General features: G+C 57.4%; 30 protein-coding genes, 1 tRNA gene and 1 pseudogene. 15 read left to right on the top strand and 17 right to left on the bottom strand.

What is annotated here, in order from left to right; translation table 11 throughout:
- Nucleotides 1–40: 40 nt before the first annotated feature.
- The 8 genes and pseudogenes from BMH52_RS10405 to murB form a co-directional block, all read left to right on the top strand.
- A pseudogene (locus BMH52_RS10405) lies at nt 41–427 on the top strand (ComEC/Rec2 family competence protein); the annotation flags it as partial.
- Nucleotides 428–535: 108 nt separating this feature from the next.
- Nucleotides 536–1,171: a MotA/TolQ/ExbB proton channel family protein gene (locus BMH52_RS10400; RefSeq protein ID WP_003192043.1), complete on the top strand. Its 636-nt coding sequence runs from the start codon at nt 536–538 to the stop codon at nt 1,169–1,171.
- Complete coding sequence (locus BMH52_RS10395) at nt 1,168–1,596, top strand: biopolymer transporter ExbD (protein ID WP_060766997.1); 429 nt, start codon at nt 1,168–1,170, stop codon at nt 1,594–1,596. Before BMH52_RS10400 ends, BMH52_RS10395 begins: the two co-directional genes overlap by 4 nt.
- Nucleotides 1,596–2,606 carry a tetraacyldisaccharide 4'-kinase gene (gene lpxK / locus BMH52_RS10390; protein WP_032902859.1) on the top strand — a complete coding sequence of 337 codons (1,011 nt, stop codon included), beginning with the start codon at nt 1,596–1,598 and terminating at the stop codon, nt 2,604–2,606. The genes BMH52_RS10395 and lpxK overlap by 1 nt, the downstream gene beginning before the upstream one ends.
- A 24-nt stretch (nt 2,607–2,630) precedes the next feature.
- Nucleotides 2,631–2,816 (top strand): Trm112 family protein, encoded by a 186-nt coding sequence (locus BMH52_RS10385; protein WP_003174668.1) that lies wholly within the window; start codon nt 2,631–2,633, stop codon nt 2,814–2,816.
- Nucleotides 2,813–3,577, top strand: coding sequence for a 3-deoxy-manno-octulosonate cytidylyltransferase (gene kdsB / locus BMH52_RS10380; RefSeq protein ID WP_032902860.1), 765 nt, complete (start codon nt 2,813–2,815; stop codon nt 3,575–3,577). The genes BMH52_RS10385 and kdsB overlap by 4 nt, the downstream gene beginning before the upstream one ends.
- Nucleotides 3,577–4,041: a low molecular weight protein-tyrosine-phosphatase gene (locus BMH52_RS10375; RefSeq protein WP_014718874.1), complete on the top strand. Its 465-nt coding sequence runs from the start codon at nt 3,577–3,579 to the stop codon at nt 4,039–4,041. Before kdsB ends, BMH52_RS10375 begins: the two co-directional genes overlap by 1 nt.
- Nucleotides 4,038–5,057, top strand: coding sequence for a UDP-N-acetylmuramate dehydrogenase (murB, locus tag BMH52_RS10370; protein ID WP_073843620.1), 1,020 nt, complete (start codon nt 4,038–4,040; stop codon nt 5,055–5,057). Before BMH52_RS10375 ends, murB begins: the two co-directional genes overlap by 4 nt.
- Before the next feature lie 69 nt (nt 5,058–5,126).
- Here the strand turns inward: murB and BMH52_RS10365 are convergent, their stop codons facing one another.
- Entirely contained in the window at nt 5,127–5,798 is a 672-nt protein-coding gene (locus BMH52_RS10365) for a Bax inhibitor-1/YccA family protein (RefSeq protein WP_003192030.1), read from the bottom strand.
- Nucleotides 5,799–5,950: 152 nt separating this feature from the next.
- Here BMH52_RS10365 and BMH52_RS10360 point away from each other — a divergent pair.
- Nucleotides 5,951–6,041, top strand: a tRNA-Ser gene (locus tag BMH52_RS10360).
- Between the two features lie 127 nt (nt 6,042–6,168).
- Here the strand turns inward: BMH52_RS10360 and BMH52_RS10355 are convergent.
- From BMH52_RS10355 to BMH52_RS10345, 3 genes are read right to left on the bottom strand one after another with little or no spacing between them, the layout of a single operon-like run.
- Nucleotides 6,169–7,233: a tyrosine-type recombinase/integrase gene (locus BMH52_RS10355; RefSeq protein ID WP_073843617.1), complete on the bottom strand. Its 1,065-nt coding sequence runs from the start codon at nt 7,231–7,233 to the stop codon at nt 6,169–6,171.
- 4 nt (nt 7,234–7,237) lie between these two features.
- Nucleotides 7,238–7,474 (bottom strand): DUF4224 domain-containing protein, encoded by a 237-nt coding sequence (locus BMH52_RS10350; RefSeq protein ID WP_032872120.1) that lies wholly within the window; start codon nt 7,472–7,474, stop codon nt 7,238–7,240.
- 11 nt (nt 7,475–7,485) lie between these two features.
- On the bottom strand, nt 7,486–7,716 hold the full coding sequence (locus tag BMH52_RS10345; protein WP_073843615.1) for a hypothetical protein: 231 nt from the start codon (nt 7,714–7,716) through the stop codon (nt 7,486–7,488).
- 176 nt (nt 7,717–7,892) lie between these two features.
- Between BMH52_RS10345 and BMH52_RS10340 the strand changes: the two genes are divergently transcribed.
- Nucleotides 7,893–8,084 (top strand): hypothetical protein, encoded by a 192-nt coding sequence (locus tag BMH52_RS10340; RefSeq protein WP_236713049.1) that lies wholly within the window; start codon nt 7,893–7,895, stop codon nt 8,082–8,084.
- A 348-nt stretch (nt 8,085–8,432) separates the two neighbouring features.
- On the opposite strand, the gene BMH52_RS10330 is transcribed toward BMH52_RS10340, so the two are convergent.
- A complete protein-coding gene (locus BMH52_RS10330) occupies nt 8,433–8,879 on the bottom strand; it encodes a hypothetical protein (RefSeq protein WP_073843612.1) in 447 nt (148 codons plus the stop codon).
- 533 nt (nt 8,880–9,412) lie between these two features.
- Between BMH52_RS10330 and BMH52_RS10320 the strand changes: the two genes are divergently transcribed.
- Nucleotides 9,413–10,261 (top strand): hypothetical protein, encoded by an 849-nt coding sequence (locus BMH52_RS10320; RefSeq protein WP_143192521.1) that lies wholly within the window; start codon nt 9,413–9,415, stop codon nt 10,259–10,261.
- 35 nt (nt 10,262–10,296) lie between these two features.
- On the opposite strand, the gene BMH52_RS10315 is transcribed toward BMH52_RS10320, so the two are convergent.
- From BMH52_RS10315 to BMH52_RS10305, 3 genes are all read right to left on the bottom strand, one after another.
- On the bottom strand, nt 10,297–12,309 hold the full coding sequence (locus BMH52_RS10315; RefSeq protein WP_073843605.1) for a DNA cytosine methyltransferase: 2,013 nt from the start codon (nt 12,307–12,309) through the stop codon (nt 10,297–10,299).
- 67 nt (nt 12,310–12,376) lie between these two features.
- Nucleotides 12,377–12,754 carry a hypothetical protein gene (locus tag BMH52_RS10310; RefSeq protein WP_073843603.1) on the bottom strand — a complete coding sequence of 126 codons (378 nt, stop codon included), beginning with the start codon at nt 12,752–12,754 and terminating at the stop codon, nt 12,377–12,379.
- A 4-nt stretch (nt 12,755–12,758) separates the two neighbouring features.
- Complete coding sequence (locus BMH52_RS10305; RefSeq protein WP_177345084.1) at nt 12,759–13,070, bottom strand: hypothetical protein; 312 nt, start codon at nt 13,068–13,070, stop codon at nt 12,759–12,761.
- 99 nt (nt 13,071–13,169) lie between these two features.
- Between BMH52_RS10305 and BMH52_RS10300 the strand changes: the two genes are divergently transcribed.
- Nucleotides 13,170–13,427 carry a hypothetical protein gene (locus tag BMH52_RS10300; RefSeq protein WP_073843600.1) on the top strand — a complete coding sequence of 86 codons (258 nt, stop codon included), beginning with the start codon at nt 13,170–13,172 and terminating at the stop codon, nt 13,425–13,427.
- A gap of 15 nt (nt 13,428–13,442) precedes the next feature.
- On the opposite strand, the gene yejK is transcribed toward BMH52_RS10300, so the two are convergent.
- The gene (gene yejK, locus BMH52_RS10295; RefSeq protein ID WP_073843598.1) at nt 13,443–14,450 is read right to left on the bottom strand and encodes a nucleoid-associated protein YejK; all 1,008 of its coding nucleotides are present in this window, start codon (nt 14,448–14,450) and stop codon (nt 13,443–13,445) included.
- Between the two features lie 351 nt (nt 14,451–14,801).
- On the opposite strand from yejK, the gene BMH52_RS28805 reads away from it, so the two are divergent.
- Nucleotides 14,802–15,038 (top strand): hypothetical protein, encoded by a 237-nt coding sequence (locus tag BMH52_RS28805; RefSeq protein ID WP_143192520.1) that lies wholly within the window; start codon nt 14,802–14,804, stop codon nt 15,036–15,038.
- A gap of 352 nt (nt 15,039–15,390) precedes the next feature.
- Here the strand turns inward: BMH52_RS28805 and BMH52_RS10280 are convergent, their stop codons facing one another.
- From BMH52_RS10280 to bet, 5 genes are all read right to left on the bottom strand, one after another.
- Complete coding sequence (locus tag BMH52_RS10280; RefSeq protein WP_073843592.1) at nt 15,391–15,750, bottom strand: hypothetical protein; 360 nt, start codon at nt 15,748–15,750, stop codon at nt 15,391–15,393.
- A gap of 69 nt (nt 15,751–15,819) precedes the next feature.
- Nucleotides 15,820–16,290: a hypothetical protein gene (locus BMH52_RS10275; RefSeq protein ID WP_073843590.1), complete on the bottom strand. Its 471-nt coding sequence runs from the start codon at nt 16,288–16,290 to the stop codon at nt 15,820–15,822.
- The gene (locus BMH52_RS10270) at nt 16,287–16,529 is read right to left on the bottom strand and encodes a hypothetical protein (RefSeq protein ID WP_073843588.1); all 243 of its coding nucleotides are present in this window, start codon (nt 16,527–16,529) and stop codon (nt 16,287–16,289) included. Before BMH52_RS10270 ends, BMH52_RS10275 begins: the two co-directional genes overlap by 4 nt.
- Nucleotides 16,526–18,154: a YqaJ viral recombinase family protein gene (locus BMH52_RS10265; protein ID WP_073843586.1), complete on the bottom strand. Its 1,629-nt coding sequence runs from the start codon at nt 18,152–18,154 to the stop codon at nt 16,526–16,528. Before BMH52_RS10265 ends, BMH52_RS10270 begins: the two co-directional genes overlap by 4 nt.
- Nucleotides 18,151–18,957: a phage recombination protein Bet gene (bet, locus tag BMH52_RS10260; RefSeq protein WP_073843584.1), complete on the bottom strand. Its 807-nt coding sequence runs from the start codon at nt 18,955–18,957 to the stop codon at nt 18,151–18,153. Before bet ends, BMH52_RS10265 begins: the two co-directional genes overlap by 4 nt.
- A gap of 135 nt (nt 18,958–19,092) precedes the next feature.
- Here bet and ykgO point away from each other — a divergent pair, with 135 nt between their 5' ends.
- Nucleotides 19,093–19,248 (top strand): type B 50S ribosomal protein L36, encoded by a 156-nt coding sequence (gene ykgO, locus BMH52_RS10255; RefSeq protein ID WP_019816741.1) that lies wholly within the window; start codon nt 19,093–19,095, stop codon nt 19,246–19,248.
- On the opposite strand, the gene BMH52_RS10250 is transcribed toward ykgO, so the two are convergent.
- Genes BMH52_RS10250 through BMH52_RS10240 form a run of 3 tightly spaced genes read right to left on the bottom strand, consistent with a single transcriptional unit; the run spans nt 19,249 to nt 20,059 of the window.
- The gene (locus tag BMH52_RS10250; protein ID WP_073843582.1) at nt 19,249–19,452 is read right to left on the bottom strand and encodes a hypothetical protein; all 204 of its coding nucleotides are present in this window, start codon (nt 19,450–19,452) and stop codon (nt 19,249–19,251) included.
- Nucleotides 19,449–19,640 carry a hypothetical protein gene (locus BMH52_RS10245; RefSeq protein WP_034136250.1) on the bottom strand — a complete coding sequence of 64 codons (192 nt, stop codon included), beginning with the start codon at nt 19,638–19,640 and terminating at the stop codon, nt 19,449–19,451. Before BMH52_RS10245 ends, BMH52_RS10250 begins: the two co-directional genes overlap by 4 nt.
- Nucleotides 19,637–20,059: a hypothetical protein gene (locus tag BMH52_RS10240; protein WP_073843580.1), complete on the bottom strand. Its 423-nt coding sequence runs from the start codon at nt 20,057–20,059 to the stop codon at nt 19,637–19,639. Before BMH52_RS10240 ends, BMH52_RS10245 begins: the two co-directional genes overlap by 4 nt.
- Before the next feature lie 767 nt (nt 20,060–20,826).
- Here BMH52_RS10240 and BMH52_RS10235 point away from each other — a divergent pair.
- Nucleotides 20,827–21,141 carry a DUF1654 domain-containing protein gene (locus BMH52_RS10235; protein WP_083610636.1) on the top strand — a complete coding sequence of 105 codons (315 nt, stop codon included), beginning with the start codon at nt 20,827–20,829 and terminating at the stop codon, nt 21,139–21,141.
- The last annotated feature ends 12 nt before the right edge of the window (nt 21,142–21,153 follow it).

The following is a 21,153-nucleotide window of genomic DNA, read 5'->3' as shown; positions in this document are numbered from 1 at the left end:
TAGTTCTTTCTCTTGGGCTCGGATACGTGTCTAATCTCCTGATCCGAGGTCGTGCGTGCTGCACGTCCAGGCCAATGGCGAACGCCTGCTGCTCACCGGCGACATTGATCGCGCTGCCGAACAGGCGTTTCTGGCATCCCCGCTGGCGGTTCCGACCGACTGGCTGCAGGCCCCGCACCATGGCAGCCGAAGTTCTTCGTCCTGGCCTTTCGTACAACGGTTGGCGCCCACCTCTGTGCTGATTTCCCGCGGTCGCAGCAATACGTTTGGCCATCCTCATCCGCAGGTCCTCGAACGCTACCAAGCACTGGGCAGCCGGGTGTATGACAGCGCCGAACAGGGCGCTGTGCGCCTGCGCCTGGGGGCGTTTGTGCCTGCGACGGTTGCGCGCAGCGAACGTCGTTTCTGGCGCGAACCGTTACCGTAATCAGGCGTTGCCAAGGTCTCGAACCGCGACAGACGGACCTGTAGCCGGTGAACCCTTCTGTTGACCCTATATGGTAAAGTGGCGCACTTTTTCGAGGGGACATTCACTGTGTGGGAATTGGTCAAATCCGGCGGCTGGATGATGTTGCCGATCATTCTGAGCTCCATCGTCGCACTCGGCATCGTCGCCGAACGCCTGTGGACCCTGCGCGCCAGTCGCGTCACCCCCGAGCACTTGCTGGGGCAGGTCTGGGGCTGGATCAAGAACAAGCAGCTCGACAAGCAAAAGCTCAAAGAGCTGCGTGCCAATTCGCCACTGGGTGAAATCCTCGCCGCCGGCCTGGCCAATTCCAAGCATGGTCGCGAGATCATGAAGGAGTGCATCGAAGAGGCGGCCGCCCGGGTTATTCATGAACTGGAACGCTACATCAACGCCCTCGGCACTATCGCCGCCATGGCGCCGTTGCTCGGTTTGCTCGGCACGGTCCTGGGCATGATCGATATCTTCAGCGCGTTCACGGGCTCGGGCATGACCACCAACGCGTCGGTATTGGCCGGGGGCATTTCCAAGGCCCTGATCACCACTGCTGCGGGCTTGATGGTGGGTATCCCTTCGGTGTTTTTCCACCGTTTCCTGCAGCGGCGCATTGATGAGCTGGTGGTCGGTATGGAACAGGAAGCCATCAAGCTGGTAGAAGTGGTGCAGGGCGACCGTGATGTAGACCTGGTCGAGGGCAAAGCGTGAAATTTCGCCGTAAGCAACGGGAAAATGTTGATATCAATCTCGCGTCGTTGATCGACGTGGTGTTTATCCTGCTGCTGTTCTTTGTCGTGACCACCACCTTCACCCGGGAAACCCAGTTGCGTGTCGACCTGCCTGAAGCGGTGAGTGGCTCGCCTGCCGAAGACCAGCAAGTCAAGCAGCTGGACATCGCTATCAGCGCCGAAGGGGTGTTTTCGGTGAATAACCAGTTGCTGGAGAAAAATGACCTTGCCAGCCTGATGGAGGCGTTGCAGAAGGAGTCTGGTGGCGACACCCAGTTGCCGCTGTCCATCAGCGCCGATGGCAAAACCCCACACCAGGCCGTGATCACCGCCATGGACGCTGCCGGCAAGCTCGGTTTCAGCCATTTGCGCATGACCACCGTCGAGGCGGCGAGCGCGCCCTGATGGCCATCTCCGACCGTTTACTCAAGGCATGGTACGAAGGTCATCCAGCACTAATGTTGCTGCGACCGCTGGAATCGTTGTATCGCCGTGTGGTTCAACGTAAGCGTGCGCGCTTCGTGGCGGGCGAGGGCGAGATTTATCAGTCGTCTGTGCCAGTGATCGTGGTGGGCAATATTACGGTGGGAGGCACCGGCAAGACGCCGTTGATCTTGTGGTTGATCGAGCACTGCCGCCGCAGCGGTTTGCGCGTAGGAGTGGTCAGTCGAGGCTACGGTGCCAAGCCGCCGCAGCTGCCGTGGCGTGTGGAGGCCGGCCACAGTGCCGAGGTGGCCGGTGATGAACCCTTGCTGATCGTGCAGCGCAGCGGTGTACCGCTGATGATCGATCCTGATCGCAGTCGTGCGGTAAAGGCACTGCTGGCCAGTGAACCCCTGGACCTGATCCTCTCCGATGACGGCCTGCAGCATTACCGCCTGGCTCGCGATCTTGAACTGGTGCTGATCGATGCCGCCCGCGGCCTCGGCAACCGCCGGTGCCTACCAGCCGGGCCGTTGCGTGAACCGGTGGATCGTCTGAAGAGTGTGGACGGGGTACTTTATAACGGTGCCGTTTCGGACCGTGAAGATGGCTTTGCCTTTCGCCTGCTGCCCACAGCGCTGGTCAACCTGCACAGCGGCGAGCGCCAGCCGGTCACCTACTTTGCGCAGGGCCAGCAGGTGCATGCGGTGGCCGGCATAGGTAACCCGCAACGTTTCTTCAATACCCTTGAAACGCTACACTGGCAGCCGCTACCCCATGCTTTTGCCGACCACGCGCCCTACAGCGCCGAGGTCTTGAATTTTACCCCGTCATTGCCGCTGGTCATGACCGAAAAGGACGCGGTGAAGTGCCGCGCCTTTGCCCAGCCCGACTGGTGGTACCTTGCGGTGGATGCGGTACCGTCGCCGGCGTTCGTCGCCTGGTTCGACATGCAGTTGATGCGTCTGCTGCCCAACCGTCTCTTGCCTTAAAACGCTTCTTTCCAGGAAACACTCATGGACACCAAACTGCTCGATATCCTCGCTTGCCCGATCTGCAAAGGCCCGCTCAAGCTCAGCGCCGACAAAACCGAGCTGATCAGCAAAGGTGCCGGCCTGGCTTACCCTATCCGTGACGGCATCCCGGTCATGCTCGAAAGCGAAGCCCGTACTCTGACCACCGATGAGCGCCTGGATAAATGACCACCGCCTTTACCGTTGTCATTCCCTCGCGCTATGCCTCGACGCGCCTGCCGGGCAAGCCGCTGCAAATGATCGGCACCAAGCCGATGATCCAGCTGGTGTGGGAACAAGCGTGCAAGAGCAGCGCCGAACGGGTGGTGGTGGCCACCGACGACCCGCGCATCATCGAGGCGTGCAAAGGTTTTGGTGCCGAAGCGGTCCTGACCCGCGAAGACCATAACTCCGGTACTGATCGCCTGGCCGAAGTCGCTACTCAGCTGGGTCTGGCACCCGACGCGATCGTAGTGAATGTGCAGGGTGACGAGCCATTGATACCGCCGAGTGTCATCGATCAGGTCGCTGCCAACCTCGCGGCCCATGGCGAGGCGCGTATGGCGACCCTGGCCGAACCGATCGAAGACATCGAGACGCTGTTCAACCCGAATGTGGTGAAAGTGGTCAGCGACATCAACGGCCTGGCACTGACGTTCAGTCGCTCCACCTTGCCGTGGGCGCGGGATGCCTTTGCCAAGAATCGCGACGTGTTGCCGGAGGGCGTGCCATATCGCCGCCATATCGGCATCTATGCCTACCGCGCCGGTTTTCTGCACGACTTCGTCAGCTGGGGCCCGTGCTGGCTGGAAAATACCGAGTCCCTGGAGCAACTGCGTGCCCTCTGGCACGGCGTGCGTATCCACGTGGGCGATGCGTTGGAAGCACCGCCAGCCGGTGTCGACACCCAGGAAGACCTCGAACGCGTCCGTCGCCTGCTGGGCGCCTGATGGAAGTTCTGTTTGTATGCCTGGGCAATATCTGCCGCTCGCCAACCGCTGAGGGCATCTTGCGCCATAAGTTGCGTGAAGCAGGCTTGGCTGGCCAGATTGAGGTGGCGTCTGCTGGCACCGGGGAATGGCATGTCGGCAACCCGCCGGACCAGCGCAGCCAACGGGCGGCGCTGGCGCGCGGCTATGACCTGTCGAGCCAGCGTGCCCAGCAGGTTTCCCGCGCTGACTTTGCCCGCTATGACCTGATCCTGGCCATGGACAGCAGCAACCTGCGCAACCTCAAGGCCATGCAGCCGGGGCAGGGCAAGGCGGAGCTGGATTTGTTCCTGCGTCGCTTTGATGGCGAAGTGGACGAGGTGCCAGACCCTTACTATGAAGGTGAGCAAGGTTTCGAACGGGTCCTGGACCTGATCGAACGCGCCTGTGACTTATTGGTGATCGAATTGAAGGGGCGGTTATGACCTTGCAAGTGCGTGCGCAGGTATCGCTTAAGCCATTCAACAGCTTTGGCATTGATGTGAGCGCGCAGTTATTTGCCGAGGCCCACAGTGATGCTGACGTGCGCGCGGCCATCGCCTATGCCGCCGCACAGGCGGTGCCGTTGCTGGTGATTGGAGGCGGCAGCAATTTGCTGTTGACCCAGGATGTTCCGGCGCTGGTGTTGCGTATGGCGACCCAAGGCATTCGTGTGCTGAGCGACGATGGCACGCACGTGGTGGTCGAAGCCGAAGCGGGCGAAGCTTGGCATCCGTTCGTCTTGTGGACGCTTGAACACGGCTTCTGCGGTTTGGAAAACCTCAGCCTCATCCCCGGCACTGTCGGTGCCGCGCCGATGCAGAACATCGGCGCCTATGGTGTAGAGATCAAGGATGTCTTCGCCGGCCTCACCGCCCTGGATCGTCAGACGGGCGAACTGCGCGACTTCAGCCTCGACGAATGCAAGTTCGCTTACCGTGACAGCCTGTTCAAACATGAAGTCGGGCGGTGGCTGATCTTGCGGGTACGCTTTTCCCTTAGCCGCGCCAGTCACCTGAAACTCGACTACGGCCCGGTGCAACAGCGCCTGATCGCGCAGGGCATCACCGAGGCCACGCCAAGCGATGTGAGCCGCGCGATCTGCAGCATTCGCCGCGAGAAACTGCCAGACCCGGCAGAGCTGGGCAATGCGGGCAGCTTCTTCAAGAATCCGCTGGTACCCCAAGCCTTGGCTGTTGAGCTGCAAAGACAGTATCCGGACCTGGTGGCCTACCCTCAGGCCGACGGCCAAATGAAACTCGCCGCCGGCTGGCTGATCGACAAAGCCGGTTGGAAGGGGTTCCGGGAGGGCGATGCGGGCGTGCACAAGCTGCAAGCGCTGGTGCTGGTCAACTACGGCACCGCCACCGGGCAGGAGATTGCCCAGCTGGCGCTACGCATCCAGCAAGATATCTTCAAGCGCTTCAAGGTCGAGCTGGAAATGGAACCCAATCAGTACTGAGCTATCGGGTCTGAAAATGAAAATGCCCCGTATCTCGCGATACGGGGCATTTTTTATTGCGTTGGCTGATCAGTCGTCGCGGCTCATGATGCCGAAGATCTGCAACAGGCTGATGAACAGGTTGTAGATCGACACATACAGGCTGATGGTCGCCATGATGTAGTTACGCTCACCGCCGTGGATGATGGCGCTGGTCTGGAACAGGATGCACACCGAGGAAAACAGCACAAAACCCGCGCTGATCGCCAATTGCAGGCCGCTGATCTGGAAGAACATGCTGGCCACCACCGCCGCCAGCAGCACGAAGAAGCCTGCGGTGATGAAACCACCCAGGAAGCTCATGTCCTTACGGCTGATCAGCACGTAGGCCGACAGACCACCAAACACCAGAGCGGTCATGGCAAACGCCGAACTGACCACTTCAGCACCGCCGGCCATGCCCAGGTAACGGTTGAGGATCGGGCCGAGGATGAAACCCATGAAACCGGTCAAGGCAAACGCCGACACCAGGCCCCAGGCCGAGTCACGCAGCTTGTTGGTCAGGAAGAACAGACCGTAGAAGCCGATCAACACGACAAAGATATTCGGGTAGCCGACGCGCATCTGCTGGGCCACGTAAGCCATCACGCCGCTGAATGCGAGGGTAAGGGCGAGCAAGCCGTAGGTGTTGCGCAACACGCGGCTGACTTCAAGCTGCTCAGCCTGCGCGTTGCCATTCACTGCGTAATTCTGTTCGCGCATGGCGACACTCCTTCAGTTTTGAAACGTTCAGTCGCAAAGATCATAACAGACGCCTTGTAACAAGCGATGCAGAGAGTTTGACAGTGTGTTTCATTCGGGTATTATGGCGCCCGCTGACACGGGATGGGCTACTATAATCCTGTGATGCACAAGGGAAATTGGCAGAGTGGTTGAATGCACCGGTCTTGAAAACCGGCGGACGTTAATAGCGTCTCCAGGGTTCGAATCCCTGGTTTCCCGCCAAGATTTACACGAAAGCCCCGCGAAAGCGGGGCTTTTGCGTTTCTGGGGTTTGTCTCAGAAAAATCTCTACAGACTGATCGTTTCCGCATCATTTCCGGCAGTTTCCGCAACCTAGCGCTGATCGCGGTCAGCGCGTCGGCTTCACGATCTCCCCGACACGACGGTAAACCGTCTCGGTTATCCGCTTGTCCGTATGTCCCAGCAGGCGGCTTGCGTCGCCCAGGTCCAGAATCTCACTGGCAGCTTTCGGGCGGATATCACGGAACTGAAACTGTCGAATACTGGATGCAAGAACACCGTCGCCTGCCTCTCTGGCGATGGCGATTGCTTTGTCGCGAGCGTCATCAAAGCGTAGGCGAAGCATGTGCTTAGTCACCTGCCTGCCGTCTTCGGTGATTATCAGGTAAGGGTTTCGTACTCCCCGTGAGCGTCTTTGCTCTATCAGCCTTGCAACCAAGGCGCCCAGGTCGTTGAGTGCGCCGGCAGCGGTCAGGCGAATGCGCAGCTTCTTCGATGTCTTGCCCTGGGACACCTGCAGGAATTCGTTTACGGCGTCCGCCTCACGCATGGACAGCGTATCCGCCGGGCGCTGGGCAGTCAGGTAGGCCAGGTCCATCGCGTCACGCAGTTCCGAGGCTGCGACGGCATACACGGCGCCCCAAATTTCCTCGGTGGCGTAGAAGTCGCGCGGCACCTCTTTGTTCTTGCGCACGCCGGCAGCGGGGTTGTTTTCGGTCAGCCCCCACTCCCGCGCAATGTTGTAGATGTGGGATAGCAGGGATATCTCCCTATTGGCTCGAACCTTGGCGGTCCGGTTGTCCCGGTACTGCGCGATGATCTGTGGTGAAACTGCATCAATGGGGGCGTCATTGAAAGCCTTGCGCAGCTGTTTGAGGCTCAGCAAATTGTCGCTTTGGGTCTTGGGCTTCTTACCTGGGATGATCTCTCGTTCATACCGGTCAAACACCTGGGCGAGAAGGGCGTTCTTCTTCGGCACGGGCTTGCAATCAAGCTTCGCCCATTCAGCCTTGGCGATATCCAAATCACCCCCGAGCGGGACTTCCACCCGCTTCCCGTCTTCATTCCTCCCGTCGTAGTAATAGCCAACCCACTCTTTGCCACCCTTCAGCGTGCGTACGCGCCGAATCATTCGCGGCGGCAGGTCCCTGTTTGCCGCCTTTTTCGCTCGCATCTTTTTATCCTACCCGTGACAAGTCCAACGACCAGGCTTCGGCCGCAACGTTTTCTGCTGAGGGTTTTACGCCTGCCAGCTTCATCCGAGCGTATACCCGGCCCACAACTGGCCGGCGCGCCCGGGTCAGCACGTACTTCCATCCATTCAAGTTGAGCCACGCGATCTGGCGCGAGGGGATCATATAGCCAGTGATGGCGGCGATTTCTTCTTCGGCAAGGGTTTCGCTTTGCATTTCCATGGTGTGCACCTCTATGCCTCTGGTTTGTCGAGTGAGCCCGCGGGCCGCGCTGTTTGGATGATGTGGATTGCCAGGCCGAAGCTGATCAGCAACCAGGCGCATGTGCCGGCAAACGCGTAGAGCAGCGCCTCGGTGGTGCCGGTGTCCAGCAGGTCGATAGCGAACCAGCCGAACCAGCCGAGTGTTCCTACCAGGTACAGAAAAGCGCCCAGCAGTATCAGGGTGAGTTTCATAGCGAACATGGGGTGTGTCCTAGCCGCGCGGGGCGGCACATAGGGGATTGGAGTGATAGCTTTCTGCCTATCTTTCAAACAGGACCGAAGCGGTGTACAAAAGGGTTCAACTTAGTTCGTGATGAGGCATGGACGTGTCACACAACTTCGATGCTCCGATAGCGCACGCTTACCGGGGCCATGTGATGTTTCTCAAGTTCGACTGGCGTCGCCCGAACGACCAGATCCCTGTTGCCGCAAAGGTCATTGAGCCAGCTCCCATCAATGGCTTGGGTGAGGTTGCAGCAGAGTTGGAAGGCCCCTGGCCTGACTATCCGGCAGCGCTTGATGACGCGATGGCGGCAGCTGAACGATGGATCGATAGTCAACTGCCGTGACTCCGCTCACCGGCAGGTATGTAGGGGTTACATCAACGCCACCAAACACGCTGCTGCGATTTGCCGCCGCAGATCCTGGCGTTGTTGAAGGCTGATCAAATCCTGCCTGTATAGGCGGTTGGACCATCTGTCGCATTCACGGAGGAAACGATTCCTGGATTTGCGGTTGGTCACTGGTGCAATTGTGATAATTGCTTGTGCGAACGCTCTCATGTGGCTCTCCTTGTTTGGTGAGCCTTGATGGTCGGCGCGTTGAAGTGTCGGTTTCCCGACTATTTACAGTGGAAATTACTCACGGCCTGGGCCCTCGGTAGATGAAGACGTAGGCGAACCAGAGGGGGGCGATCACTAATAGTCCTCCCAGTTTAAGCCTTGGATATATTCGTTCGGGATGGTGACCGCGGCGTCCGGTATCAGGCTTTGGACCTGAGCGTTGCCGAAGTACCCGATAGCCGCCTGGGCCCGCTCCATTGACAGACGAGCGTGTCGCAGCTGCCAGGCCTTGCGTGCCTTGTAAGAGCGCAGTGCCAGCGCCTTGTCGGTGTAGGCGAATCGACGGCCCCAGTTACCACCGTCTTTCAGCACGCGCTTTCTGCGCTTCTTAATCGCCTCAGCGGTCCAGCTGTATTGCGGGCCTTTGACCAGGTCGCAGGTATGGGTATCGCCAATGTAGAAACACTGCGCGGTTTCGCCGATCACCTGATAGGTGATGCAGTGCACCTCCAGGCCTTCTGGTCCAATGGTGTCGATATAGCGGTAGTGGTCCGGCCAGGCTTTTTCGATTTCTTCAGGCATGACTTCGTCCTTGCCGCCATAGCGGCTATCAAATTCATAGAGGGGAGAGGTATCGTTGCCTCCTTAGAAATGGAGGTGAGATGTGGTCGTACACGGAATTGAATACCGTTTTTGTCGTGCCTCAAGCATCGTCGAAGGTCACGATGGCTTGGCTTTAGAGTGCTGGGAAGGTGATAGAACGCAGATGTTCGAGATCTTTCGGAATGACGAAACGCTGCGCTTTGAAGTAAGCCTCTTTGAGCAAAGTGTTCCCCTAGAACTACTTGAGTACGCAGTAAAAATTGCCAGGGATAGCCTTGGAGACTTTTGCCCGTACCAGTGATGAGGTGTCCTTGCCGCTATAGCGGCTGACCTTGAAGGGGGAGGGCGCTGCTAGTGGTGGTGGAATTGGTATGAATGTTAGTCTTCAGTTACTGTTTGGTCTTCCGGATTATTTCAGGAACGAATAAAGACTGAAACAAACGGTGTGAGCCGCAACTTTGATAAGGATTCGGCTCTCTCCTCTAAAGATTAACCATGGTGCTGGACTTGAAATGCGTAATTGGATTCGTAGTTGCTGGAGTGCTTTTGGATGTTTCTGTAAAAAATGGACTTATTTAATAATTGGTATAGAAGTCATTGTGATTTTAAGCTTGTTTGTTTGGATTGGTGCGCTAAAGGTGCAGGCTTTAACTCCTGCGGATTGCATACAAGTAATTATTATGGTTTTTATCGCAGGAACCATGTTCGTCGGGATAAGGTCCCACAAGCATGAGAAAGAGTACTCTCAATCAGCTACAAATTTAGAAAGCGCTTTGTCCTTAATTGAGAGGGCGGCGCATGTGCTTGTGGTGGACGGTGAGCTAACAAACGATAGAGTTGCTTGGGTAACTTGTGCTCGGTTGATAACTCGAGCTGAAGTATTGAGCCAAAAAGTCACCACTGAAACTCACGCTTTGATATTCGAAGCAGAACGTGATTTTCAAAGGCACAAATTTCGAGATATGCTGAAAGTCGGTGGAGAAGAGCTTAGAGGCGCATTTTTTTGTGGGGGGGATCAAGGTCAGACTATTGGTGAGGTTGTCAGTGGCGTCGATCATCCTGAAGGGGGGAGAGGCTGGATTCCCACTAGAATAATTAACGTGGTATATACGTTCATGAGCTTTCCTGAAAACTATGAAGACCCGCTGCGGTCTTCTGAAGACTTCGGGGCAAAAGAGCGTAATCGTTTATTTCAGCTGGGACATGAAGGCCTTCGTGAATATCTAATTTTTAGAAAGCTTTTTCTAATAATAGGAAAAAAGACTATTAAAAAAAGTGATAAAAAGGGAAAGCCTCTTAGCGCTAATGATATTGATAATGTAATAGCTGCCGATATGCTGATGCTCGAGTTAGATGATTGATAGGGAATGTATCTTCCGAGAGTTGAAGCATAGGCCTATGCAGCAAGCCGCCGATAAAGTTCAATAATGTCGGCGGCGTTCGCCCTGACCAGAGCCTCCGCTTCGTCCGGACAAACGCTGTTGCCGATGAGCCTGACCTGATTGGTCTTGTTGATCGGCAACCATTGCTCGGCGCCGGTCACCGGATCGACGAACAGGCCGCGGTCAATGATGTAGTCCTTATCGAAGCCCTGTGCGGCCTTCAGCTCTGGCGGCTGCAGCATGCGCAAGGTAATGTCCACCAGCACATATCCGCCGATCATGATCATCTCGGCCGGGTCTTTGAAATGCTCCGGCAGATGCTCATACATGAAGGCGGCGCAGCGGCGGGCACCTTCCATTTGCTCTTGCGTCAACGTATCCGGCACCTGTACCACCTCCACCAAGGCAACGCGGTCTTTTGTCGGCAGCGTATGCATTGGCTCTGTCAGCGAAACGCCGCCCTTGTCGCACCCGTAGTACTTCACCAGGTACGCAGTGGCCAGGCGCTGGTTGGCGCCTGACTGGCAGATCGTGGAGGTGGGCTGGTATGCGGATCGGCCGTCACCTTTGTAGAAGCCGCCATTCGCCTGTTCGAAGAACGCCGCCGTCACCGCATGGTGGCCGGTACTGGTGGCGACCACGCCCAGAGGCCCTTCAACGTCAGCTCCTACCGACCCTTTTCTCAGCGTGACCATGTTTGCCGCGACGATCCCGTGACGTACCGCACCGGCCATCACAGTTTGCGCCGGATCATCTGGCGAGCTTCCCACGGCGTTTTGCCCGAACGCTGTCATATGCCCGCAGACAATGGCTTGCTCGCCTCGATTGGCTCCGGTGACCGTGCGGGTCGACTCGTCTGGCGAGTATCCGCTGCGCTCCCCATGGTGTGTGAGGTGGGTCAGGTGACACGCCGCCATCGCGAAGTGACCACCTTTCACCTGTGCAACCTGAGTCCTGAGCGCTTCCTGCACGTCGAAGTTACGCTGCGATGATCCATTGGCGCACTCGGTCAGGAACGGTGCGGCCACGGGCTGCACCAACGCGTGATGGGTGCCGCCGGCGCTGATGGTCGAAACCGACTCATCCACGCCGTGCGTGCTGGTGTGTGCGTCCGACGTCCCGCGCATCGGCACTATGAATGGCTTCTCGCTGGTGATGACGTGGCGCCACATACCCTTGGCCACCCGGCGGCGGGTGTTCAGCGCCATGGGCTTGTCCCGGAAGATCGTCTTGCCCAGGTTGCTCCAGTCAATGCACTCGGCGGCCGTGCGCCAGGGCTGCTGTTTCGCTGCTGGCTTCTTGTGTCGTACCGGCTCTGGCCAAACTATCGGCAGACCGTCGCGGCGAGCCACCAAGTACAGGCGCTTGCGGATTGTTGGAGCTCCGGCGTTTGCTGCGATCCGCTCCCGCCACTCGGCGTTGTAGCCGAGACCTTTCACAAGCGCTTCCATGGGGACGAACTCGCCAATGGCCTGCATGATCTCCGGCATATCCGGATGTTCCGCTGGCAGGCCGGTGCTGATCGCCGCGATAAACGCTTTAAAGGTCCGTCCGCGCTCGGCTTTGATCGGTTGGCCATGATCATCGATTGGGCCCCAGTCACAGAACTCTTCGACGTTTTCCAGAAAGAGCAATCGGGACCGCGTAATGAACAACCAGCGGATCACCACCCATGCCAGTCCACGCACCCCGCGATCACGCGGTGCCCCACCTTTGGCCTTGCTGTGATGCCGACAATCAGGCGACGCCCAGATGATCGCGACGGGCTGCCCGCCAGTAGCTTTCCGTGGGTCAACCTCGTACACGTCGGCGACGTAATGCGCTGTGTTTGGGTGGTTGGCGCGGTGCACGGCCAGGGCTATTGGATTGTGGTTGACCGCTACGTCCGGCTCCCGGTATGCCCGGGCGATGCCGGTGCTGGCGCCGCCACCGCCGGCGAACAGGTCGACCACCAGTTCCTTTTCGAACGGAAGGCCCATGCTCGGCTGGTCATGGATGTACTGATGCAATTTCTGTTGTGCGGACATAGGGGATCCTCGCCAGGCGGCGTGATTTGTTAGAAGGCTTTTATCGGGTTGCGAGCGAGGGATGGGTCTAGGCGGCGTAGCTCGCTTCAGGAATCCAGTCAGCAAAACCAACCTTCGGCACGCCAGTTTTTGGATTCATGATGGGCTCGCCCTTGGCATCAACCAGCACTGCTTTGGTTCTGATCTTCATGTCTCGACAAGTGATACTGCGTCGCGCGATGTCGATGAATTGCTGGGCGTACTGGGGGGCATCGAAGAACGGCGAAAGGCGCACGCACTTCTTTCCGGCCATGATCTTCGCTACCTGAGCCTCTACGGCTGCTTCCCACTCAGGGATTGTCAGCTCGATACGCTTGCCCTCTACGATCTTGATCGTCCCGGTGAACTCGCGAGCATCCTCGCGAGCCCAGTTTTCACTCATGCCAAATACTGCAAAGGTGGTCATGGCCTTACTCCAGGCAGTCGAGAGCCTTCTGAAGGAGCTTGCTAACCGGCAGCTCTTCATGCTCGTCGTGATTGATTGCGCGCTTGATGTAGGTGCAAGCCTCTTCAGCGCCGTCGCGCAACCTACCCAGCTCGTCATCGTTGTCGTCCGCTTGGCTTTCGAGCATGCGGATGTCTTCGCGCAGATCCTCCAGCCCGGCGTTCGGGTCGATATCTCCGGAGGCGATCCGGCGCGCAAGCTCATCAGCGGCGCTTGGATCCAGGGAGGCGTAATGGAAAAGTTCGTCTTCTTTCAGGGCGTTTGTTGGAATTCCCATGGGCCTACTCCAGGCGCGCGCCTGCCTCGCCGGCTGGCGTGATTCGTTGATTTGGGGTATTACGAGTGACCGGCATGGAGCCGGATAAAGGAGATGTAGATGGCTATCGATTTTACAAAGGGTCGCTATAAAGTTTATTCGGGGCGAGGCCCAATGGCACCGCTGATAGGTCGTATAGACGAGGACGAGTTCGTGCGAAGCAATTCCGGAGAGCTTCTATATCGAATTGATGGTGACGAGGTCTATACAGCCGGGACGAACGCCAAATATTTAGGTCGTATCTCGGAGACGGAAGGTGGTCGCGCTATGGTTGTCGATCACAACCATTTTGCGCATCTAGCCATCGTCCCCGATTAACACCTTCCCGAAAAGCTAGAGGTAGGCGCGTTTAAGTTGCTCGGTGAGCTGAGCTGGCAACCCACGCAGCGTCAGTGTGCCGCCGGATTCGTCGAACTCGATCTTGTCACCCAACAGATGCGCCTCGAAGCTGATCGACATGCCCTCGGCCCGGCCGGCGAATCGCCGGAATTTGTTGAGCGTCTTTTTATCCGGCGGCAGGGTTTCAGAAAGCCCGTAGTCCTTCGCCTTGATGAAGTCGTAGAAGTTCTTCGGCTGGTCTTCATCTATCAGGCCAGACAGCTCGTCAAGGGTGATCGGCTCGCCCAGCTTGGCCTGGGCCATGGAGTAACTCACCAGCGCGTGTGTCTTCTCGCGTGCCGACTCTTCCGGCAGATCCTCGCTTTCAACAAAGTCGCTGAACGCCTTGAGCAGCGTGCGTGTTTCGCTCGGGCCGTCAATCCCTTCCTGGCAGCCGATGAAGTCTCGGAAGTAATCATTGATCCTGCGGCCCTGCTTGCCTTTGAGGTACGAGATGTACTGCTTCGACTGCGGGTTGCTTTTCCATTCACTGAGGTTGATGCGCGCCGCCAGGCGGATGTGGTCCAAGTCGAGGCGCTTGATCGTCAGCAGGCTTAGTTCCTCGGTCATGGTCACCGCTTCGGTTTCCTGCACCAGGGCGATAACCAGGTAGTCGGTCATGCCTTGCTGATAGTGGCAGAAGAGGGCGTGCCCACCCGTGGTGAGGTTCGATTCTTCCATGAGCTTGGTCAGGTGCTCGACGGCTGTGGTGCTGAACGCCAGGAAGTCGGTTACGCCGGCCATGTACTTACCGAGCCATCCGCTGAATGGGAAAGCGCCTGACTCGTGATGGAAGAACCCCCAGCCCTTACCGGCGGTGGCGTTGTAGCTTTCGTTAAGTTGGCTCATCAGGTCGTCGCGGGCCTGGCTTTCGACCTGCTCCGATGCGCCCAGGAACAGAACGGCGTGGCTACCGTCAGGCTTCTTGTCGATCTTGTGGATGACGCTATGGCGTACAGGCATTTCGTTTACCTCAGGTAAGCGCCGCTCTCCGTGACCGGACGCGACGATGGTGGGTCGTTTCAATTTTGTGTAATCCCTAAAGCAAAGATAGAATGGGGATAGGGTTTTCAATGGCGCCAAGGAGCTGCGATGTGGGGTAGTGCGGAGTTATGGGACTGGTTGAACCAATTTGGCGTAATTTGTACGGTAATTGGCACTATTTTAACGATTCTCACCTTCACCTATGTCAGAAAGGTCCGGAAGATACTAATCGTCAAGAGTAGGCTCCCCGCCGTGCATGGAGATATTGTTAAGTTAATGCCTGAATATAGAAAGGGCTTGAGGGATTGGGATAACTCCAAGGAGGAGGTTATGCATATGCTTTATCAGTTAAAGGGGTATATAAATAACATCCGCCCAAGCTTAGGCGATAAGGAAAAGGCGTTAGCAGATACACTTGTCGGGCTTATGTCTTTTGATGCGAAATGGTACTCTTCCACCCGTCGAAATATGACACAAGACGATGGGTGGTATGTGTCTAGGCTGATGACGGAGTTTGAAGTTATGCTTGATGGTTTGCATAAAGACAATGAGGCGTCGAGATTATGATGGATTCTACTACGAAAAAGATGGTCGCTCGCTTGATGGAAGAAACATCGACTGGAAGGCTTGCGTGGAAGGTGCTAGATGCTCCAAACTCTATTACTCGTGGGAATGATGACGTTTTTCCATTGTATTTTGAGTCTTCTTACAGAGGGCGAAACGTATGTATCTATGAGGCAAGAACCAGAAATTACATAGAGGATAGAGAGTATTGGAATGAGTTCTTAGTTATTGGGATCGTGGATAACGATGGAAGAGTTGTTTGGGATTATGAAGGTAATGATCCAATGTTGCGCGAGCTCTTCGGAGATGTGCGTAGGTCTGTGTCGGACGTCAATGAATTCTTAGACTATTTTCGTTAATTTTTGCTATGAAAATCATAATGTGGCGTTAACTCGGAGGTGTAGAGCCCTTCGCCTGGATCCCTCATCAGCTCACGCATACTCTCATTGTGAAATTTCTGCGCTACGTCTTCACTAATTATGATTTCGTGGCGCGGATACCGCAAGAACTCGATCAGTTCGCTGTCGGCCATCAAGTCCATCTTCATGATTGCGATCTGCAAGACTTCGCTGATGATCGGCACCTGGCCTCGAAGCCGTATACGCTCCATGGCCTGCTCTATGCCTGGTCTGACCTTGTGCCGCAATTCCTTCTCGGCGACCGCCTGGCGCTTCTGCGCAGCCTTGGCCGATCTTTCCTGCACAGTCTTGGCCATGGCCTACCTCTTCTATTCCGCTGGCCGGCAGTGCGAGCCAGGTTTGACGTTTGCGTTGCTGGGTGCGGGCTATGCGGCGCATGAATCGACCTTCACCTGGTGCCAAGCGCCGACGGCTTCGAAGATACGCGCGGCGTGTTCCTCGTCCAGCGACAGGGTGTCCGGTATGGCGATCCAACCTGAAGCCACCATCTGGCTTTGATTGGCCTCATCGCGCAGCTTCTTGTAGCAATGCTCGATCACATCTTCCAGGTGGTCGGAGAGGTAGACGCCATCGGGCGCCACCTCCACCGATTTGCTGTAGCGGTCGCCGCGGGCGTCGATGCAGAGGGCGCTGAGGTAGATCGTCCAGCGGTGGGGGATACCGCACACGGCCTGGCCGATCTTCCCCGGCGCGATGTTCTTCAGCGACTCGTAATTGATCATGCCCTGGCGGCCGCTGGGGTCGATGTTCACCACAGCGACGTGGTTGGCGGCCAGCAGCGACCGGCAGGACCGGTCAATGCGGGCTTTGAGGTTGTGCGGCTTGCGCTTTTTCATAGTGTCTCCGCGAGTTTGCGCAGCGCGTTACGCTTTGCCCGGGATATAGGCGGCTTGCGGCGCTTGAGGATGGTCGTCGGATCAATCGTTTCCGAGCGCTTTGCCGGATCCGGATTGATCGCCGGGCTGTCGCCGATGCTGAACTTTCCGCCGGCGGCCAGGTGCCGACGTACCTGACTGGAAAGCTCCAGCGCTTTCTCGCGCCGGATCTCGATATCTGATCTGAGGTTGCTGATCATGCTGCGACCTTGGCCAGCGTCACCCCGGCCATGCTGAAGGTTGAACCCTGCGCTGCGACCATCGCGTCGAGCGCTTCCCAATTGACAAGGAGGACGGTGATCGGCGCCTGACCATACGCTACGGCTTTCACCAGGGCCTCAAAGTCCGTCACGTTGGCCTGGAGCGCTATCTGCTCCACGGAGTGGCTCGCCACAGGTTTTGTGGCCTGGCCGGCGGGTGCAGCTGTCTGGACGGGCGCAGCGCGGACTGGCTCGGGCACAGCCACCTTCTCGACAACGGGTTCTGGCTTGATTGCTGCCAGGCGCTGGGCTTCTTGTTCTTCGGCGATTCGCTTCGCGTCGGCCTTTTCCCGCTCCGACTTCTGGTGTTCGGAGATTCGGAATTTGATCAGCGTCACCAGGTCATCATTGGCTTTGGTGACCAGCTGCTGCACGTCGCTGAATAGGAAGGCATGATCAACGGCGAGCTCTGCCAGACTGGTCAGGTTCAAGCGGATGCCGTCGGCGGCCTGACTTGCATCGATCTTCGCCCGTGCCAACTCGGTATCTACTGCGTCCTGGAGGCTGGCGATGGTGCGCTTGTTCTTCATGGCGCCGGCGAAGTCCGAAACGACATGAGGCAGCGTGACTTTGCCAAGGGTCTTATTGATTGCGGCGATGTGATCCGCCAGGGCGAGCTCGGCCTTTTGCTTGATGCTAGTCTTCACCAGCAGCTCTTGAGCCTTCACCAGCTTGTCGACTTTCAGGCGAGTCTCGCGAGCATGGGCACTGATGCGATCCAGCGATGAAAACAGCTCGTCGATGCTTTGAGTTTGCGAAAGGGCCTGTTTCTTGGCGACAGCGACAGCCTCCTCGACATCGCCACACCACTTGACCGCCTTCTTGGCGTCGGCGAAGTCCTGGTCGGTGGAGAGTGTGGTTTTCACCGAGTCGATGACCGCCAGGGCCGACTCTTCAAACACCTTCAGATTGCTGGCGGTAACCATGCCGGTCAGCTCGATACGCAGGGCTGGCAATTCATCAGGTGCCTTGCCGACGACAATTGAAGGCGCGTCGGCCATCTCGAAGTTGGCCAGGTCTGCCTCGAACTGTTTCCAGCCTTCGATCAACTGGGCCGCGCGCCCGGCGACGGGTCGGTACTCCATGTGCACGAAGTTCTCCGGCGTGCCGTCCGAGCAAACAAAGATGACCCGCTCAGCGCCGCTCACCAGTAGTTGCTGCTCAAGCTGCCAGTAGTAGTGCGGAGCCAGGTCGCCGGCCCTCACCTGGGCCACGACTGACTCATTCCACAGCTTGTGCTCGAACAGTGTCTCGCCGAGCATTGTGGCGCCGTCCATGGAGGCCAGCAGGTTGCCCTCAGTGGCAACGATTGGATACAGCTCTTCGCCGATCAATGCTTCAGTCAGCGGGCGGGCCAGGGCTTCAGTCGCGTGCCCCTTGTCGAAGATAAACTGCTGAGAGGGCGTGACGTCCGTTGTGATGCCGGTCTTCTTGGCGATCAGCAGGTCGGTGCGGGATTGATACTTAGAGGCGCCCATCATTGCCGGAGCTTCGGAGGCGGTGCGGAACTTGGCGCGGAGGGCAAGCCACTCGGTAGAGCCTTGAGCTACGTTGTGAATTTTCATGCTGCGTCTCCATCGAGGGCTTTGAGGTTGGTGATGGTTTCGATCTGGTCATCGCGCAACGAGTACTTGCTGATGACGTTGGAAATAATGTGTTCTGGACTAGTGCGACCGGCGTCGATCAGTGGCTGCCACTTCTCGATGTTTTCAGCCAGCAGCTCGTCGGGATAGGCAGGCTTGGCGTCCGGTTCCGGTGGGGGCTGCCGCGCCGGCGAAACGTCTTTGGCGGCTTCCTCGAATGTCTTTCCTTCCATCTCGTCAGCCGTTGGCGCAGATCCGACTTCGGGGAATGCTTTGCGCAGAGCCTGGGCCTCGGCGCATTTGGCGAGCTGGGCAAATGCTCGACGCTTCCACATGGCGTTGGGCGCCGCGGTGTCCTTGCTTGATGTTGCGTAGTTTTCAAGCCAGCGCTCATTGGCCGTGTATTCGGCAACCAAGCCGTTGCTCATCTGCCGCTTGACGGTCACGCGGCACCATTCGGGATAAGTGACCTCTACACCGCTCAGCTTCGCAGTTACTGGCGGGCCGTATTCCGGCTCGCTGATTCCGGCGTACTGGCCGGTGCGTGCCGCCTGGATGCGGTAAAGGCCGATGCCGGGCATCACCGTGTCCTGCATCTTTTTCGTCTTGGAGTTCCAGATCGGAACGATGTGCACCGGCTTCAACATCGGGTCCAGGTGTGCGGCCTGGCAGTAGGCCAGGACCATCACAACCGAGTTCTTTTCAGCGCCGGGGTAGAGGCTGCTGCTCAGCACTTCAACGAGCGCGGCCTCCGACATTGGAGGTGTGTTGTCGTCCTGCTTCATTACTGCGGACATGGGGAATCCTTGCCGCGATGCTCGCAGCGATAAAAGGGGAAGGGGAAATAAGAGTTGATAAACGTTCTTATTCGCATTTAAGATACGTAATAACATTTCAACTCAACGCAAGGAGCCTCACCTATGAAAGTGCTGTCCTCACTCAAAGAAGCTAAAAACCGTCACCGTGACTGCCAGATCGTTATGCGCCGCGGCCGGATCTACGTGATCTGTAAATCCAATCCAAAATTCAAAGCGCGGCAGGGCAGTGCGAAGAACAAAAACAAGGGTAAAGGCTGATCAGCTTGCTTGCTGATCCTGCTGCTGAACCCTGTAGCGCAGGACCTGGAGCACTCGACCGCCGTAGCCAGGCTCTGCGTACTGCTCAACCGGAGCACCGAAGAAGCCGCGGCGTTCGGCCAGGCTGTAGGCCTCGCGCAGGTTGTGAGCGCTAACGTCTTCGAGTTGTTCGTCGATCAGGGATTTAACCGGTGCGGTACTCATTGAATCTCCTTACGCCGTCGGCTGACATCCAGTAGACGGGCGCTATACCAGTGGAATTCTTCTGCGTTGATGGCGCCCGAAGTAAAGTGGCGGACGATCAAACCCTCAGCCAAGATCTCGTCGAGAGCGGGCTTATCTGGATCTTCAAGCGCAAACAACGCTTTATCGATCTCAACGTAGGGGCTCACAGTTCGTTGTCCTCGGCCTGGGCTATAAGAGCGTCATCAGCCAAAGGTTGAAGGAGGCGTTCGGCAATCTCGCCTAGTTTTCCCAGTGGATGGTCGCTCCGGCCGAGCAGCTCCAATGCCTCCGATTTCACCCTTGAGCCCGCCATCCCAGCTATCAGTAAGTAGCCCAGGGCTGGAGCGTCGACGCCGCAGTCGGCAAGTAGGTTGTTGGCGTACTCATCGACAGCCAGTGCAAACTGGTAGGCCGTGACGCCTTGCTGGGGGTGCAAGTGGCGCTTGAATATCACGCTGCCACCTCTGGCCAGCTCTTCGGCTGCGTTGTACAGCCATTCGCTGCGAGCCAATTGCTGAGAGGTTTCGCTCACCGGAGGCGGCAGTTGTTCGTCGTGCTCAAACTGAGCCTTGCGTAGTGCTGACATGGTCGCCTCCAAGGTGGCGGGTTGTTCACCTGTATTCGTCAACACTCATGCCTCCCGCTGGTTGCCGATGGGCGCGGGGGAGGAGTGCTGACGTAATAAAGGTGCGGAAAGGGGGCCCAGGCCCGCTACTGGCGACGGCCCGGGTTTGTTGCGTCAGCGGTGTTGGCTAGTTGCCCGCTGCTGATTGCAGGGCTGGCCGGTCGTCTTCGGTGTGGGCTTCGAGCTTCCTACTCACAGCGTCAAACAGCATCTGTTCGCTGTGGATCACAGGTCCTTACAACATGCACGCTACAGCTCTGAATGCCCTGGCTGATTGGGGCAGGGTGCATGAGGTCCGGCGTTCCCAGCCGAGGCAATCGGGATCGCTAATTCAATTCTTTTGCAGCTGGCCGTGACCCGCTACTGGCGTCGGTCACTGGCCCATTCCAAATTGTTCTTCCAGCCGCGGGCCTTTCGGCTTGTTCTCCCGCTGGATAACTGTTCTTGGCGCTTTACGCTGCACGCCCGGGTCAGTTGCCAACCCTCTGAACCGTTTAGGCCGGTTCATCGCTGCCTTTGAATCTGGGCCGGTGGTGATCCGGCAAGGGGTGTCGCTAAAGAGCGTCGGGCTGTGAGGCCCTTCACAGCCCCTCGTAAGTCGCTGCGATGAGCAAATATTAACCGCCGGTTTTGTTGGCGTCAATACCGGCGGTTAATTTAAATTTCCTACGGCTGATGTATTCTTTTCTCGTTACTGTATGTATAGACAGTGATTTCGGGAGGGAAATATGAGTGCGATGCAGCAGCCTAGGCGACAGGCGAGAGCTGAGATTTCAGGCATGGAAAGGTTAAGCCTGCGGGTTTCAGAGATGATCAATCATCCAATCGCGCAGCTTCAGCGCTGGGTGAATATCCATCGCCTAGACGCGGACGGTGATCGGGAATGGGAAGAGGTATTGGGTGTGATCGCCGAGACGGACGAGCTTGAGCTGACGCTCAATGACGATGGCAGCGTAACGGTGAGGTGGGAGCAGCAGGAGGTCGAGGTAGCGGGGAGGGGAGAGGTCGAGCTTGAGTCAGAGGAAGATGTGGCACCTTTCTGACATTCGAAGATG

It is taken from the genome of Pseudomonas sp. BTN1, from assembly GCF_001907715.1.
In the GTDB taxonomy this organism is placed as follows: Bacteria; Pseudomonadota; Gammaproteobacteria; order Pseudomonadales; family Pseudomonadaceae; genus Aquipseudomonas; species Aquipseudomonas paracarnis.
This window is presented reverse-complemented; position numbering and strand designations above follow the sequence as displayed.